This is a genomic window from Mucilaginibacter conchicola, assembly GCF_003432115.1.
GTDB lineage: Bacteria > Bacteroidota > Bacteroidia > Sphingobacteriales > Sphingobacteriaceae > Mucilaginibacter > Mucilaginibacter conchicola.
In genome coordinates this window covers 1,297,237-1,313,042 of record NZ_QWDC01000001.1, presented here as the reverse complement: position 1 = coordinate 1,313,042, position 15,806 = coordinate 1,297,237, and the positions used below count along the sequence as shown (strand labels likewise).

The 15,806-nt window shown below is 43.4% G+C and carries 17 protein-coding genes; 5 read left to right on the top strand and 12 right to left on the bottom strand.

Translation table 11 applies throughout. The features are described from left to right. Positions 1–49: 49 nt before the first annotated feature. Positions 50–1,150, top strand: coding sequence for a DNA-processing protein DprA (dprA, locus tag D0C36_RS05770; RefSeq protein WP_117390591.1), 1,101 nt, complete (start codon positions 50–52; stop codon positions 1,148–1,150). Here the strand turns inward: dprA and D0C36_RS05765 are convergent. The 7 genes from D0C36_RS05765 to D0C36_RS05735 all read right to left on the bottom strand — a co-directional run bounded on the left by D0C36_RS05765 (position 1,147) and on the right by D0C36_RS05735 (position 7,155). Continuing rightward, entirely contained in the window at positions 1,147–1,626 is a 480-nt protein-coding gene (locus D0C36_RS05765) for a SixA phosphatase family protein (RefSeq protein ID WP_117390590.1), read from the bottom strand. The two genes, dprA and D0C36_RS05765, sit on opposite strands and share 4 nt — an antisense overlap. A 63-nt stretch (positions 1,627–1,689) precedes the next feature. After that, on the bottom strand, positions 1,690–2,307 hold the full coding sequence (locus tag D0C36_RS05760) for a porin family protein (RefSeq protein ID WP_117390589.1): 618 nt from the start codon (positions 2,305–2,307) through the stop codon (positions 1,690–1,692). A gap of 50 nt (positions 2,308–2,357) precedes the next feature. Beyond that, positions 2,358–3,323, bottom strand: coding sequence for a glycosyltransferase family 9 protein (locus tag D0C36_RS05755; protein ID WP_117390588.1), 966 nt, complete (start codon positions 3,321–3,323; stop codon positions 2,358–2,360). After that, a complete protein-coding gene (gene rfaE2 / locus D0C36_RS05750) occupies positions 3,323–3,826 on the bottom strand; it encodes a D-glycero-beta-D-manno-heptose 1-phosphate adenylyltransferase (RefSeq protein WP_117390587.1) in 504 nt (167 codons plus the stop codon). Before rfaE2 ends, D0C36_RS05755 begins: the two co-directional genes overlap by 1 nt. 20 nt (positions 3,827–3,846) lie before the next feature. After that, complete coding sequence (gene gmhA, locus D0C36_RS05745; RefSeq protein ID WP_117390586.1) at positions 3,847–4,401, bottom strand: D-sedoheptulose 7-phosphate isomerase; 555 nt, start codon at positions 4,399–4,401, stop codon at positions 3,847–3,849. A 67-nt stretch (positions 4,402–4,468) separates the two neighbouring features. Further along, on the bottom strand, positions 4,469–5,449 hold the full coding sequence (gene rfaE1, locus D0C36_RS05740) for a D-glycero-beta-D-manno-heptose-7-phosphate kinase (RefSeq protein ID WP_117390585.1): 981 nt from the start codon (positions 5,447–5,449) through the stop codon (positions 4,469–4,471). A gap of 20 nt (positions 5,450–5,469) precedes the next feature. Further along, positions 5,470–7,155: a DNA polymerase/3'-5' exonuclease PolX gene (locus tag D0C36_RS05735; protein ID WP_117390584.1), complete on the bottom strand. Its 1,686-nt coding sequence runs from the start codon at positions 7,153–7,155 to the stop codon at positions 5,470–5,472. 102 nt (positions 7,156–7,257) lie between these two features. Between D0C36_RS05735 and D0C36_RS05730 the strand changes: the two genes are divergently transcribed. Beyond that, positions 7,258–7,776, top strand: coding sequence for a hypothetical protein (locus D0C36_RS05730; RefSeq protein WP_117390583.1), 519 nt, complete (start codon positions 7,258–7,260; stop codon positions 7,774–7,776). 63 nt (positions 7,777–7,839) lie between these two features. Here D0C36_RS05730 and D0C36_RS05725 read toward each other — a convergent pair whose 3' ends face one another. Both D0C36_RS05725 and sppA read right to left on the bottom strand, forming a co-directional pair. After that, positions 7,840–8,985, bottom strand: coding sequence for an outer membrane protein assembly factor BamB family protein (locus D0C36_RS05725; protein ID WP_117390582.1), 1,146 nt, complete (start codon positions 8,983–8,985; stop codon positions 7,840–7,842). A 118-nt stretch (positions 8,986–9,103) separates the two neighbouring features. Next, entirely contained in the window at positions 9,104–10,882 is a 1,779-nt protein-coding gene (sppA, locus tag D0C36_RS05720) for a signal peptide peptidase SppA (protein ID WP_117390581.1), read from the bottom strand. 81 nt (positions 10,883–10,963) lie between these two features. On the opposite strand from sppA, the gene folK reads away from it, so the two are divergent. Continuing rightward, positions 10,964–11,449: a 2-amino-4-hydroxy-6-hydroxymethyldihydropteridine diphosphokinase gene (folK, locus tag D0C36_RS05715; protein ID WP_117390580.1), complete on the top strand. Its 486-nt coding sequence runs from the start codon at positions 10,964–10,966 to the stop codon at positions 11,447–11,449. 19 nt (positions 11,450–11,468) lie between these two features. Then, a complete protein-coding gene (locus D0C36_RS05710; protein ID WP_117390579.1) occupies positions 11,469–11,846 on the top strand; it encodes an Hpt domain-containing protein in 378 nt (125 codons plus the stop codon). A gap of 131 nt (positions 11,847–11,977) precedes the next feature. Here D0C36_RS05710 and purS read toward each other — a convergent pair whose 3' ends face one another. From purS to rho, 3 genes are all read right to left on the bottom strand, one after another. After that, positions 11,978–12,235, bottom strand: coding sequence for a phosphoribosylformylglycinamidine synthase subunit PurS (purS, locus tag D0C36_RS05705; RefSeq protein ID WP_117390578.1), 258 nt, complete (start codon positions 12,233–12,235; stop codon positions 11,978–11,980). 36 nt (positions 12,236–12,271) lie between these two features. After that, complete coding sequence (locus D0C36_RS05700) at positions 12,272–13,000, bottom strand: CDP-alcohol phosphatidyltransferase family protein (protein WP_117390577.1); 729 nt, start codon at positions 12,998–13,000, stop codon at positions 12,272–12,274. A gap of 90 nt (positions 13,001–13,090) precedes the next feature. Then, complete coding sequence (gene rho / locus D0C36_RS05695; RefSeq protein WP_117390576.1) at positions 13,091–14,710, bottom strand: transcription termination factor Rho; 1,620 nt, start codon at positions 14,708–14,710, stop codon at positions 13,091–13,093. Positions 14,711–14,968: 258 nt separating this feature from the next. Here rho and pyrF point away from each other — a divergent pair, with 258 nt between their 5' ends. Continuing rightward, on the top strand, positions 14,969–15,799 hold the full coding sequence (gene pyrF, locus D0C36_RS05690; RefSeq protein ID WP_117391383.1) for an orotidine-5'-phosphate decarboxylase: 831 nt from the start codon (positions 14,969–14,971) through the stop codon (positions 15,797–15,799). The last annotated feature ends 7 nt before the right edge of the window (positions 15,800–15,806 follow it).

The following is a 15,806-nucleotide window of genomic DNA, read 5'->3' as shown; positions in this document are numbered from 1 at the left end:
GAGGCGCTGATTTTTAACAGTATTACCTATATTGGGGATACTTAAAACTATGTCGCTATTACACCAGGTTGCCCTCACTTTTTTGAAAGAAATTGGCCATGTTAAGGCTAAAACGCTGCTCGCCCATCTTGGCAGTGCCGAAGCCATATTTAAAGCAAATCCGGCTCAACTCCTTAAAATACCTGGTATAGGCGAAGGCACAGTAGGTAAACTTGATTTTACCGAACCATTACTGCGTGCCGAAAAAGAGTTGAAGTTTGTTGAAGATAATGGGATAGATGTTTTGTTTTATACAGATGCCCGCTACCCAAAACGACTGAAGAATTGTAACGATGCACCCGTGTTACTGTACGCTAAGGGCAACTATAACCTTAATCCTCTTAAAGTGATAAGTGTTGTAGGCACGCGAAATGCTACAGATTATGGTAAGCAACTTTGCAGGCAATTAATTGAAGAACTTGCAGAGTATAATGTATTGGTTACAAGTGGCCTTGCGCATGGTATTGATGTAGCTGCCCATAAAGAATGCCTTAAAAATAATGTACAAACTGTGGGCGTGTTGGGGCATGGCTTAGACAGGCTTTACCCTAATCAAAACCGTGGTACTGCTGATAAGATGTTGCAAAACGGCGGTTTGCTTACCGAATATCCGTCGGGAACCAATGCCGACAGGCAGAACTTCCCGGAGCGGAACCGCATTGTTGCAGGCATGGCCGATGCCACTATCGTGATCGAGGCCGGGTTAAAAGGCGGCGCTTTAATTACTGCCGAGATTGCTAATAGCTATAACCGTGATGTGTTTGCCTTCCCCGGTAGGTTGGGAGATGAGTATTCTGAGGGATGTAACTTCCTGATCCGTAACAATAAAGCAGCCCTGCTTACCTGCATGGCCGATCTGGCTTACAGCATGGGTTGGGAAAAGAACACCGAAGTGAAAGGCGGACCCGAGCAATTGATTTTACCTATTGATCTATCAGTCGAAGAACGTGCTGTTTACGAAATTATACAGTTAAATAAGTCGCCGCTGGCTATTGATGAACTGGCTATAAAGGTGAATATGCCCATGAGTCAGCTGGCCATGACCTTGCTGGATATGGAGTTGCAGGGCTTTATACGCTCGTTGCCGGGCAAAACCTATGCTATCAATTAATCCTCTTTAGGGCTGTCAAACAAAGTAAGTTTGCCCGATCCTTCGTGCAGTTCCATCCAGCTATCGGCCGCAAATTCGATTAGGGCAATGGCACAGGTGGGCATTTCTTTCGGCTCGTTGCTCAGCGCATACAGTACCTGACTTATGCCGGGATTGTGGCCCACCAAGGCGATAAAGTCATGCTCATCGGGCAGATTATAGATCACTTTTAGCAATGTGCTCTCGCTGGCATCGTAAATATCCTGGTATAAGGTAGCAGGTGCCAAACCAAGTTCCTGACTAAAAACATTGGCTGTTGACAGCGTACGTAACGCAGGGCTTGCAACCAGCAGCTGCGGTTTTATGTGGTTTTTGATGAGCCTCGCCGTTATGGTTTCGCATTGGGTAAAGCCCTTGTTGGTAAGCGGGCGTTCAAAATCAACATAACCCGGTTGGTGGGTGGCCTTAGCATGGCGAATGAGCAATAGCTTTTTCATACGTTCAAAAATAACAAAAGCGGGGCCAAAGCCCCGCTTTTACCACAGTTTCTTATCTGTTGTTTAGAATTTAAAGCCTATCGAAACACCAAATACACGGTTTTTGGTAGATACTTCGCTGGTGCCGTCGTTACCGATATCAGTTAAGCCCAGATCATAGTTAAGGCCAATTAAAAAGCCGTTTTTAAATTCAAACCCGGCAATACCGTTAAGGCCGGCATCAATTTTTTTAAACTCATCAGCGCCACTGCCAAAGTGGATGTCTTCGCTTGCACTGTTTGTACCATCAGATGCTTTTGCCTTACCTGATAAACCCATTGCTACGTAAGGGCCTGCGCCAAAATAAACATGGCCAAATACAGCCGGAACATGGTAAACAACGTTTATCGGTACTTGCAAGTAGTAAGTTTTGATATCAACCTCTGCGCCGTCGTCGCTCACGTTGCCGCCTTTGCCTACATAGTTTAGCGCAGGTTGTATGCTAAAATTGTTTCCTGTTTTAAAATCAGCAAAAACGCCTGCAGCAAAAGTGGTAGTTGAACCGGTTGATACAGAAATGTTGCCGTTTGATGCTGATAATTTTGCAAAGCCTATACCACCACGGATACCGAATGAAGGAACTTGTGCAAATGCGGAAGATACTGCGAATGCGCAGCAAACAGAAAGTAAAAATTTTCTCATTGTGCTTAGATTTAGTTTGCACAAATGTAGAGAAAATTCCGGTAAGGGCTTTAGCTGTTAATAAAATCAGTAATGGGTTTCTCGGGGATATCCCACATGCATTTGAAGTGGCCCAGCGGGCATTTTTCCAGCCCAAATTTTGAGCATGGGCGGCAGTCAAGGTCAATACCCGCTACCAGCGATTGCTTTACCATGTAAGGTTGTACGCCAAGCAGATCGGGCACGGTGCCACCCCAGATAGATACTATCGGCCTGTCAAATGCCTCGGCAATATGGGTGAGGCCGGTATCAAAACCTGCTATACTTTTAGCCTGTGAAACCAAAAAAACCGATTCATCTAATGTAGTTTTACCGCAGGCATTATAAACTTTTTCGCCAAGCGATAATGCTATCTCATCGCCATTTGCTTTTACATCATCGCCACCCAAAAGCACAACCTGGCCGGTTATATCCTTACAAATACTAATGATCTTTTGGTTAGGCATCCGTTTGGTGAAATGGGTTGCACCTATCACAAAGGCAGTGTAACTGTTTTGATGGGTAGCAGGCAGCAGATCAGCAAGCTGATATTCTTTTTTGATATAATAGTCAATCGGTGCGCCATCATTAGCAACGCCCAGAAATTTAACGGTTTGCAGGTACCTGTCAACCAGATGTACAGGCGGTACCAGATTTTTGCGGAGCTTTAGGCTCAGCCATTTTAGTATAGTCTGCTTATTGTAAGTTGATGAAGGAATACGCGTGCGCAGTTTGATGATAGTAGTACGCAGGTTGTTATGCAGATCAATAATATGATCGTAGCCCTCGGCCTTTATGTCTGCAATAGTATCAGAAAGCTTGGGTTTTAGTAATAGTAGTTTATCCAGATAAGGGTTGTTATCGTAGATATATTTGAAGGCTGGTTTGGTTATAAAATGCACTTCGGCACAGGGAAGCTGCTTTTTGAGGCAGCGCACCACGGGGGTGGTATATATGATATCCCCCATTGAGCTGAAGCGGATAACCAGTATTTTCATCAGGTGGTTTGCGCTTTTATCCTGTTGATGATGGATGTAGACGAGTAGCCATCAACCAGGGTAATGGTTTTTACTTCGCCGCCATTGGCCAGCACTTCTTTGGCGCCCGCTATCTGATCTACCGTGTAATCTGCACCTTTCACCAGTACATCGGGCAGTAATTGCGCTATCAGATCGCGCGGGGTGTCATCCTCAAAAAGCACCACGGCATCCACAAAAAACAATGAAGCTAATATGGCCGCGCGATTGCTTTGGTCGTTAACGGGGCGATTTTCGCCTTTCAAGCGTTTAACTGATGCATCGGTATTTAAGCCGATAATGAGTTTATCTCCAAGATCGGCAGCTTTAGCCAGGTAGGTAACATGGCCTAAGTGCAACAGATCAAATACGCCGTTGGTGAACACTACTTTTTTCCCTTCGCTTTTCCAGGCAGCAATGGTTTGCTGCAGTTGGGGCAGGGTGGTGATCTTATCTAAAAGCGTTTGTTCGAGGTTGTGGCGCATGTTTTAAAGCTACGGGATTTTTAAAAAAGATCATCTACGGCCTTGCAAAGGATATGGCCTATCAGGATATGCATTTCCTGTATGCGGGCCGTTACCTGCGATGGTACTACGATGTTCAAATCGCAAATGCCGTTCATTTTGCCACCATCGCGGCCACTCAACCCCAATGTTTTGCAGCCAATTTCTGTAGCTGATTTTAAAGCATTCAGTATCCCCTGGCTGTTGCCGCTGGTTGAAATGCCTATAAAAAGATCGCCGGGGCGGGCAAGGGCCTCAACCTGGCGCGAGAAAACATGCTCGTAACCATAGTCGTTTGCTATGGCGGTAAGCGCCGAGGTATCAACCGTTAAAGCAATACCCGGTAAAGCACGGCGCTCTTTTACAAAACGGCCGCTTAATTCGGCAGCAATATGTTGCGCATCGGCAGCGCTGCCGCCGTTACCTGCCACCAGCACTTTATTGCCGGCCTGTATGCAATCGGTTATCATTTTGCAGGCATACTCAATATCACCTGTAAGGGTCTCAATTACCTTTTGTATGGTTTGCTGGTGTTCGTATAGTTCTTCTATAACCATTTCTTCGTTGTCATTAGGGCATTAGGGCATTGGGGCATTGAGTCATTGCCTCAATGCTTTGACATTATTACCTGTTTTCTATATCCTGCAATATTTCATCTACCGTAGTAACGGCGCTGCCTGCCTGGCGTATCACTATAGCTGCGGCGTGGTTGGCCAGTTCGCAGGCTTCCTCAACATTAAGGCCCTGGGCCATAAAGTAAGCCATGGTAGCAATCACTGTATCGCCGGCACCGGTAACATCAAATACCGAGGTTGCTTTTACCGGTAACAGCTTGTATGTCAATTCGCTGATGATGGCCATGCCTTGCTCAGATAATGTTACCACAACGTATTCGGCTTCGGTTTGTTGCAGTATAACGCGTGCAGCTTGCTGCAGCTCTTCAATATTGGTAATGCGTTCGGTCTTTGCAGCCTCGGCCAGTTCCTTGCGGTTTGGCTTTATGATGTAAGCACCTTTATATTTGGCATAGTTGAGGCCTTTGGGGTCAACTATTACCTTTTTGCCCGCTGCATTTGCGGTGTCTATTAACTCTTGTGTAAGATCGGCAGAGAATAAGCCTTTGTTGTAATCAGACAGGATAACGATATCCGCAGCGGCTATTTGCGCTTTAATATTATCAACAAACTGGTGCTGTAACTCTTGCGACAGGGGATTGGTAGTCTCCCTATCTACCCGTACTAACTGGTGGCTGCCTGCCATAACACGAGTTTTAATAGTAGTAGGGCGGTTTTCATCGCGAAAGATAGCACCGGTATCAATACCTTCGCTTTCCAGGACATCGGTAAGTTTGCCTGCATCCGCATCATCGCCCGTTACGCCACCTAATGCTATGCGGGCACCTAACGAGAGCAGGTTTTGCGCTACGTTTGCTGCGCCACCAGGCGTAATAAATTCCTTTTTTACGTTTACAACGGGTACAGGTGCCTCGGGCGATAGCCTGTTGGCATCGCCTATAATATAATGGTCAATCATCAGGTCGCCAATTACCAGGATGCCTGGTTTAGCGGCCGATTGCTGTAAATTGCGTACTTTTTGTGATAACATACACGGGGTGTAAAGAGCAGTTATGCGTTTACCGCGCTCTTTTTGTTTGCAAACACTTGTTTAATATCCTGCAAAGATAGTGCATTAAGGCAATGTTCTTTGCTTAATCCGCCTTTGCGGGCAACAATGGTTCCGTATTTCATATCATGGAAGCCACTTATACGGTGCGCATCGGGGTTAATGGATAGCATTACGCCTTTCTCCAATGCATATTGGTGCCAGCGCCAATCAAGGTCTAAACGCAGCGGGTTAGCATTTATTTCGATAACAACGTTGTTTGCTGCACAAGCTTCAATCACTTTTTTATGGTCGATATCATACCCCTTACGGCTTAGCAATAGCCTGCCGGTAGGGTGGCCCAAAATAGTAGTATATGGGTTTTCGATGGCTTTTATCAACCTCGCGGTAGCTTTTTCCTCGCTCATTTTAAGGTTGGAGTGGATAGAGGCTACAATGAAATCAAACCGTGCCAGTATCTCATCCGGGTAATCTAAAGCGCCATCATTTAAGATGTCAGCCTCTATGCCTTTAAATATATGGAAACCATCCAGCTTTTTGTTCAGATGGTCTATCTCTTCGTGTTGTTGCAATACGCGTTCGATGCTTAAACCTTTGGCATAGAAAGCGCTTTTGCTGTGGTCTGATATACCCAAATACTCCAGCTTCATCTCGTCGCGACAGTAAAGGGCCATTTCTTCAAGCGTGTTTACACCATCGCTCCAGGTACTGTGGTTGTGCAGAGACCCTTTCAGATCTGCTACCGTAATAAGCGTTGGCAGTTCGTTATGATTAGCCTTTTGGATAAAAGTTGTTCCTTCGCGCAACTCGGGCTGCATCCATTGCAGGTTTGCTTTTTCGTAGATGATCTCTTCGCTATCCGGCGAATCAAGTTCATTGCTGATGCGGCTCAGTACTGCCTCAACATGCTCTTCGGTACCGGTATTTATAAATAACTCTTTATAGTATTGGGCACGTTGTACACAAATAATATCAACTAACAGACCGTTTTGCAACTCGCCGGAAATGTGATTGCCGTTAAGCGCCACGTTTTTCAGGATAGATGAATTTACCAGCGCGTTAAATGCAATTTGCTGATCTATACTACCGATGATGATGACCAGTTCGCTGATAATTTCATTTAAACGGCGAAACTCGCCCGCGAAATGTTTAAGTGCATCCGGGAAAATACCACGTATCTCTTCCATCAGTTCTTTTGCTTCGGGCTCAACCTGTGCAAACAAGAATTTGCCGTTGCCCGCCATCCTGAACTCGATAACCTTTTTTATCTCTTCCTGGGTTTTTAAGCCAAAACCTTTTGCCTCAATCAGGCGGTTCTCGTTACAGGCATAGTATAGTTCGCCAATGTTCTCAATGCCGAGTTCTTTCCAGATGATAGCGATTTTCTTTGGGCCTATGCCTTTGATACCCATCATCTCTACAATGCCCTCGGGCGTTTGGGCTTTCATTTCTTCCAGCTCGGCTATGGCGCCGGTTTGTAATAGCTCGATGATCTTTGCAGCCGTGCTTTTACCTATGCCTTCAACTTTCTCCAGTTCATCCTGCGTTTTACCGGCAGCCGGGAAAGGCAACTTGTCTATCTTAAAAGCAGCATTGGCTATCGACTTTGTTTTGAAGGCATTTACCTCATGCAACTCCATCAACTGCGACAACAAGCGAAACGTGCGGGCTATTTGTTTATTCTCCATAACTTAGCTGAAACGGTAAAAATACAAAAAGGCTTATTCAAAGCATTATCTTTTGTAAGACGTTACCGTAAGTGGTTATTTATATAACAGTTTAAGTCAGAAATGTTAAACATAGACCGAAGAATTTTTGCCGAAAACCTTTTGCTCACGCAGATCTACTGCGAAGAGCAATTAAAGAATAAGAATACGGATAAAAGCGACGCTGAAATACTGCGCTCTATTAACCCTATCCGTGATGGTGAAAAAGTTTTTTCGTTTAAGCGTGGCGTATTTTCGTTTATCAATTGGACAGCTGACCCATTTGAATTTGAAATTTATGAGGATTTGTTTGAGGAGCAAATGCAAATTAAAAGAAGCTTGGTAATACAGGATAGAAAAGTATTTGAAGGTAAAATATTAGTGGCAGAAATAGATAATAATTTCATGGATGGTGCTTCCGAGATTTATACCAAAGGCTTTATTGATGGTAATGATTGCCCGCCTATAGATACCTGGTTTTACCTGATTGATACTAAACCAAGTCGGATATTATATGCCTGGATACCACAGGATTTTGTTAGCATTGTTCAAGATGGAATAGACGTGAATGCAACAGAGCCGTTTAAATGGCTTCTTGAATAAGCGATTACTATAAAAAAGCCGCTTTTATTCAAAGCGGCTTTTTTATTTAAATATATAGCCTGATTATTTGCTGTCTTCTTTGATAATTAATGGCTCTGATGTATCAAGGCAGTGAATAAGTGGCATACTCCATATCTCGTTGCCGTTTTTTGCATCAAGTACGTGATAAACATTACTGCCACCACCACCGGCAAACACTAAACCACCCGCCACGGCAGGTATTGCGCCGTTTGCTGTTACATCACGATTCCAGATCTCTTTGCCCGTATTTGCGTCTACTGCGTAAATGTTTCTATTATCGCTATTGATAAAAATAACTCCATCTGCAAGCGCCGGGCCCGATGTAAAACCCTGATTTTCTAAGGCTGTCCAAATGCGGCTACCATCAGATTCTTTAACAGCATATAAACTGCCGCGTTTGTTAAAATCTGGTGTTGAATACCAGCCGGCAAGGTATATAGCTCCATTGTTTACCAGCAATCGAGCGTGCTCAAGTGAAATGCCATCAAAGGATGCCTGCCATTTAAGGCTGCCATCTGTAATATTTATGGCGTTTAATATACCGCTCCTGTTGCCAATAAATACAACACCGTTTGATATTACCGGGCTTGATGAAACAATTATATCACCGGTGTTATAAGCCCAAATTACAGAGCCGGAGGCTGCATCTAAAGCGTAAAGCCTGTAATCGGCACTACCTACGTAAACAACGCCATCTTTTACAACCGGGCTGCTATCTACTATTTGGCCTGTGCGGAAGCTCCACTTAAGGTTTCCTGTTGTTGCATCAACAGCATAAAAACTGTAATCATCGCTACCAAAATAAACTACGTTGTTGGCTACAGCCGGGCTTGAAATACTTGCGGCACCCGTTGCAAATTTCCATTTTAACGCCCCTGTTTTAGCATCAATTGCGTAGAGGTTATGATCAGTGCTGGTTGTGTAAATAACACCTTTATCATAAGCCGGCTTTGAATAGGAGAAATTACCTTCGCCTGTAAATTTCCACTCTAAGGTGCCATCTTTTCCGTTTAAGGCGTAAAGGTTTTTATCCTGCCCACCTACTATTACTTTAAAGTTTGTGCTTACAGTGTCTTGCGGATTTTGATCGTCATCTGCTGCTTTTTTACATGAAGAATTGAAGGTTAAAAAGAAGAATGCAAGGCCGCTCAAAAGGGCTATCGGCGTGTAAGATTTAAAAAGGCTCATATAGAACTGTTTGGTTTAGATAGGGCTAATTTAGCTAAAAAACGTAAGGCTTTAAATTTTACTAATAAAAAAGCCGCCTTGTAAAAAGGCGGCTTTCCATCAAAATATTAAGAACCAATTATTTTATAACCACATCATACGGCATGCGCATTTGTGGGGTACGCATCATTTTGGTGATGCCTTTTATTTGTTCGTAAACACGATAATTTTCGCCAAGCTCGGCTTTTACAAAACGGGTACTTACTTCGGCGCTCAGGCCTTCGCCAAACCTGTCGAGTGTGCTTTTTTGGTCAGGATAGCTAACCAGTTTGTATTTTTTAAGGTTAGCCTTTTTTGCTGCAGAAGCAACGGCATCGTTAATATTACCCAGGCGGTCAACCAGGCCAATTTTTAATGCTTGCGAGCCTGTCCATACACGGCCCTGGCCAATGCTGTTGATATATTCCTGCGTTTTACCACGACCTGCAGCTACAGCTTTGGTAAAATCATCATAACCATGGTTAACGTTGTTTTGTAACAAAGCGCGTTCCTCAGGGGTAAGCGGGCGGCTGATATCGCCCAGATCGGCAAATTTTCCGGTTTTAACACCATCAAAAGTAACACCCAACTTATCGTTAAACAGTTTCTGCATGTTTGGCAGTACTGCAAAGATCCCTATTGAACCGGTAATGGTATTCGGCTCGGCAATGATAGAATCTGCCGCGCAAGAGATGTAATAACCGCCGGATGCTGCTACATCACCCATCGATACGATAACCGGTTTAACTTGTTTGGTCAGCATCACTTCACGCCAAATAACATCTGAAGCCAATGAGCTGCCGCCCGGCGAGTTAACGCGTAGCACAACCGCTTTTACCTTATTATCTGTACGTACTTTTCTTAATGCTTTTGAAATGGTTTCAGAACCAATGCTGTTGTCATCGCCATCACCGCCGCTTATTTCACCAGATGCATAAACCACAGCAATGCGGTTGTTTGAACTAACCTCTTTAGGGTCGGTAGTGGTTTCGGTGCTGCTTTTCAGGTAATCATCCAGTTCAACACTGGCGATGTCGTTTTTTTCTTGTTTACCGGTGCGTTGTTTAAGATCAGACAGGATCTCATCTTTGTATTTTAAGCCATCAACCAGTTTGTATTTTAAAGCATCCTCAGGTAATTGTATACGGCCACTGTTGGCATAGTTAAACAATGTATCTTTATTAATATTACGCGCCTTACCAATATTGGTTAGAAAATGATCATACATAGAACCTAAGTATGAAGTAACCTGCAGGCGGTTTGCATCACTCATTTTGGTTAGTACCAGCGGCTCTACCGCACTTTTATAGGTACCTACTTTTATAATTTGTGCTTCGATGCCCAGTTTATCCAGTGCACCTTTCAGGAAAGTGATCTCAGAACTAAAGCCTTTAAACTCGATGATCCCTTTAGGATTCAGGTAAATTTTATCAGCAACCGATGCCAGGTAATAAAAACCCTGAGTGTAGATTTCAGAGTAAGCAACAATGAATTTGCCCGATTTTTTGAAATCGATAAGCGCATTGCGAATTTCTTCGGTAGTAGCCTGGCCATTCATCATGTAGCTCTCGTCCATGAAAATGCCTTTTATCTTATCGTCGGTTTTGGCTTTTTTAATACTGGTTAGGATATCATTAAGGCCAAGGCTGCGTTTTTTATCCAGGCCAAGAAATGGCAGGTTGTTAAATGGATTGTTTGGAGTACGTTCTGTAATAGGGTAATCAAATTTGATGTGCAAAACAGAGTTTGAATCTACTGTTGTAGCAGTGTCGCCACTGGCGGCAGCGGCAATTATTCCCAATAAAACTGCGAAGCCGATAACGAAAACAAGCGTGATACCTACTATGGTAGCTAATACAAATTTGAAGAATTGTTTCATTAAGAGTGATAAATCATTTATTTATGCAAACTTAATGATTGCATATTTATTAAGAGCCGCACACCAGATATTTGTTACAACATGATAGATGTTTTTTTGCTCTTAGGCAGTAACCTCGGCAACCGTAAATTGTTTTTAGACAGGGCCATTGACAGCATCTCTGCCCAGGTTGCACCGGTAGTAAAGGCATCGGGCGTGTATGAAACACAGTCATGGGGTAAAACGGATGAACCTGATTACCTGAACCAGGTTTTACTGCTTAAAACCGACATGCCTGCCAAAGTTTTACTACACAAAGTGCTGGCGATAGAGCAGGAGCTGGGCCGCGTGCGCGAGGAGAGATGGGGATCGAGGGTGATCGATATCGATATCCTGTTTTACGGAGATACCATAATTGATGAACCCGACCTTAAAATACCGCACCCTCAGTTGCATAACCGGCGCTTTACTTTAGAGCCATTGGTTGAGTTAACTCCTGATCTTTTACATCCTGTTTTACGTAAGAATATGCTACAGTTAAAAACTGAACTTAGCGATAGCTTAATTGTAAAAAAAGTATATTTTTGAATACCACAAACTGATATAAATGTCTGATTTTTCTTCAAACCAAGACCTTGACCTGTCTTTCCTGTACGAGATTGCAGATGGCAGCGATGAATTTATTGTTGACTCGATAGGAATGTTCCTTGAACAAACCCCGCAACTGCTTGATGCCATAAGCAATGCCATTAGCGCACAGGATTGGCCAACAGCGGCTTCGGCATCGCACAAGCTGAAACCTAACCTTGGCTTTTTTGGTATGCCTATAAGCCAGGCCACCATACAAGAGGTTGAACTGGCCTGCAAAGCCGGCGCACCAAACCCTGCAGAGGTAATTGAGAAATTTACCCAGGTAAAAACCACTGTTGATGCCAACCTTATTGAACTGCAGAAAATTAAAGCAGAAAAAGAAGCGAATCTTTAAAGTCTGAAGTATTTAGTTGAAAGTCTAAAGTCAATAGATTTAGAATTGAATAGAAATAAAAAAGCAAGCCATAGGCTTGCTTTTCTTGTATAGTATAATACGCGTTTGACTTCGTACTAAAGACTTTCGACTTAAGACTTAAGCGTTAGCGTAAAAGTATAGCTTTCCATAATAAGGTTAGCTAACAGGTTTTTGCAGGCCTCATCAACTTTTGCGCTTGCGGTTGCTTCGCTATCGGCATCAATTTCTAATGAAATGTGTTTACCAATACGCACGTTCTGTATCTCGGCCAAACCAAGGTTTTTCATGCTGCCGGTTACGGCTTTACCTTGTGGGTCAAGAATTTCTTTTTTGGGCATTACGTCAATTTCGGCCAGAAATGTTTTCATTTTTTGAAGTTAAAGAGGATGATACCTGTTAAACGGTTATTTTTTTGAACCGCCTGCCAGCGTATGATCTGCAAATTTTAATTGAATTAACGATAGGGTGATATACATTACAATAACCACCGGAACCGCCGCAAATTTAAAAAATAGAATGAGTATTGCCGAAAATAGCAGTAATAAATACCTGTAAAAGTTTTTGTTAAAGTCGCGGTCTTTAAATTTTAACGACATCAGCGGTAATTCGGCCACTAATAAGGCACACATCACTATAATAAATGCTGATAGCACGTAAGGCTTAAGGATGTAATGCGCTACATTGCTGTACTGCGATAATATTAGCGGGATAGATGCTATCAGGATAGCGTTTGCAGGTGTTGGCAAGCCTATAAAACTCTCGGCCTGGCGGGTATCATTATTAAACTTGGCCAGCCTTAATGCCGAAAATACAGGAATAAGGAAAGCAATAAAGTTTAACCATTCGCTTACGTTAGGTATCTGCTTGGTTTGCAGCATCAGCATATACATAATGGCTGATGGCAGTACGCCAAAGCTCACCATATCGGCCAACGAGTCCAGATCTTTACCTATACCCGAGAAAGATTGTAGTACCCTTGAAGCAAAACCGTCAAAAAAATCGAATATGGCTGCCAGGAAAATGGCATAGGCTGCAAATATGAGGTTATCCTGAAAAGTAAAAACAATACCTACACAGCCGCTAAACAGGTTAGCGCACGTAATTGCATTCGGTAGATGTTTTTTAACGCCCATAAAGCTATGAAGGTATCACAAATTTTACTAAAACGCAAAGGAGTTACAATTAACCTTATGTTATTTATAACTCCTTTATGCGTGAAAATATTATGAATTCATTGATATTAAGAACTCTTCGTTAGTTTTTGTACCACGAATTTGAGCCTGTAAAAATTCCATCGACTCCTGCGAGTTCATATCCGCAAGGTGGTTACGCAGTATCCAGATACGTTGCAGGGTATCGCGGTCAAGCAACAGATCATCGCGGCGGGTGCTTGATGCTGTAATATCAATAGCAGGGAATATACGTTTGTTAGATAGCTTACGATCCAACTGAAGTTCCATGTTACCGGTACCTTTAAATTCTTCAAAGATAACCTCATCCATTTTAGAGCCGGTCTCGGTAAGTGCTGTTGCAATAATAGTTAATGAACCGCCATCCTCAATGTTACGGGCCGCACCAAAGAAACGTTTTGGTTTGTGCAACGCGTTGGCATCCACACCACCCGATAATATTTTACCTGATGCAGGGGCAACGGTGTTGTAAGCACGTGCCAAACGGGTAATAGAATCCAACAGGATCACTACATCGTGGCCACACTCAACCATACGTTTAGCTTTTTCTAAAACGATGTTGGCAATTTTTACGTGGCGCTCAGCAGGCTCATCAAAAGTTGATGAAACTACTTCGGCACGTACGCTGCGTGCCATATCGGTAACCTCTTCAGGGCGCTCATCTATCAACAGGATGATGAGGTAAACCTCTGGGTGATTTTTTGCTATCGCGTTAGCAACATCTTTTAACAACATGGTTTTACCGGTCTTAGGCTGTGCTACGATCAAACCACGCTGACCTTTACCAATAGGCGAGAACAGGTCCATGATGCGGGTTGAGTAGTTGTTAGGATCGGTAAACAGGCTCAGCTTTTCTGACGGGAAAAGCGGCGTTAAGTGGTCAAAAGGTACACGGTCGCGCACCTCGGCAGGGATGCGGCCGTTGATAGCTTCAACACGTACCAGCGGGAAGTATTTCTCGCCTTCTTTTGGCGGGCGGATGCTGCCACGTACGGTATCACCGGTTTTTAAACCAAATAATTTTATCTGCGACTGTGATACATAAATATCATCAGGAGAAGTTAAGTAGTTATAGTCTGATGAGCGAAGGAAACCGTAACCATCAGGCATTATCTCCAGTACACCTTCGTTAACAATTACGTTATCAAAGTCCATGTTAATGGCTGGTTCCTGTGCTTTTTGCTGCTGCTGGTTGTTGCGGCGGTCAAATTTCTGCGGGCGGCCGGTTTCTGCAATTGGTGCTGCATCAGGCTGGCCTGCTTGGGGTGCTTCAGTGGCTGTTTCTGCTACAACTTCGGCAGCAGGTGTTTCCTGCGATTCGGGCTGTGCTTCTTCTTCCTGCTGGTCAAACAGGTTGGTATCATCCAAACGTACTTCAACGCGTGGCTGTTCTTTACCCTTAACTACACGTGTGCGTTTGCGGGGTTTATCTTCAGCTTCGGCAGCAGGGGCAGCCTCGGCGGTTTTTTCAGCGTAATTGTTGTTGGTTATATTTTGTTGTTCCCGTGCTACGGCTATCAGTTGTTGTTGCTCAGTTATAGCTGCAATAAGCGGTGCTTTGCGCAGTTCATCAGCTTCGGCAATACCTAAACTCTTAGCAATTTCGCGCAACTCAGAAACGAGTTTGTCGTTCAATTCAGTTGTCTCAGACATATTATGAAATATAGTTCAATGGGATTTTTATAATGAAAGTTGTTCGGAAGTCCTGATATACAATGTTAACCCAGGTAAGTATTAAGATCAGATAATAAAAACGTGGAAATTAAAATTGTTTCTTTGGTACAAGAAATAATTCAGGAAAACACTGCAATGTTAATCAATTATTCTTAGAATGCAAATTTATTAAAAAAATTAAGCGTTGGCTATATTTATGTAGTTTTGCCGCACCATAATCAATTACACGCTAATATGATAACGCGCGCGCAGCTTATTGAGCAGATCAAACAAAAAAAATCATTCTTATGTGTTGGACTGGATACGGATATCGATAAGATACCGGCATTTTTGAAAGAATATCCCGACCCGGTTTTTGAGTTCAACAAGCGTATAATTGATGCTACTAAAGACCTTTGTATAGCCTACAAACCTAACGCTGCTTTCTACGAAGCCCGCGGTTTAAAAGGTTTGCAAAGCTTAATTTCTACAGAGCAATACATCCCTAAAGATATCCTGAGCATAATTGATGCAAAGCGCGGCGACATCGGTAACACCTCTGATAACTACGCCAAAGCTTTTTTTGATAAAGAGAACACCGGGATGGATTTTGATGCTATTACTGTTACGCCATACATGGGGAACGATAGTGTTACGCCATACCTTAAATATGAAGGTAAATGGGTAATTATCCTGGCGCTAACCTCATCTGTAGGTAGTAAGGATTTCCAATACCTGAATACGGGCGATGGCTATTTGTACGAAACCGTTATTAAAAAAGCCAATACCTGGGCCGGTGCCGATAGGTTAATGTATGTAGTTGGCGCTACCAAAAGCACAGAGTTTACCGACATCCGCAAGCACGCGCCTGATAACTTCCTGTTAGTACCGGGAGTTGGTGCACAGGGCGGTAGCCTGCAGGATGTTTGCCAATATGGTATGACCAAAGATTGCGGTTTGATCGTAAACTCATCACGCGGTATTATCTACGCCGGCAACGACGAAAACTTTGCCGAAGCAGCCCGTGCCGAAGCCCTTAAACTGCAACAACAAATGCAGGAAGAGTTGGAGAAAGCGGGAGTTATTTAGTGATATA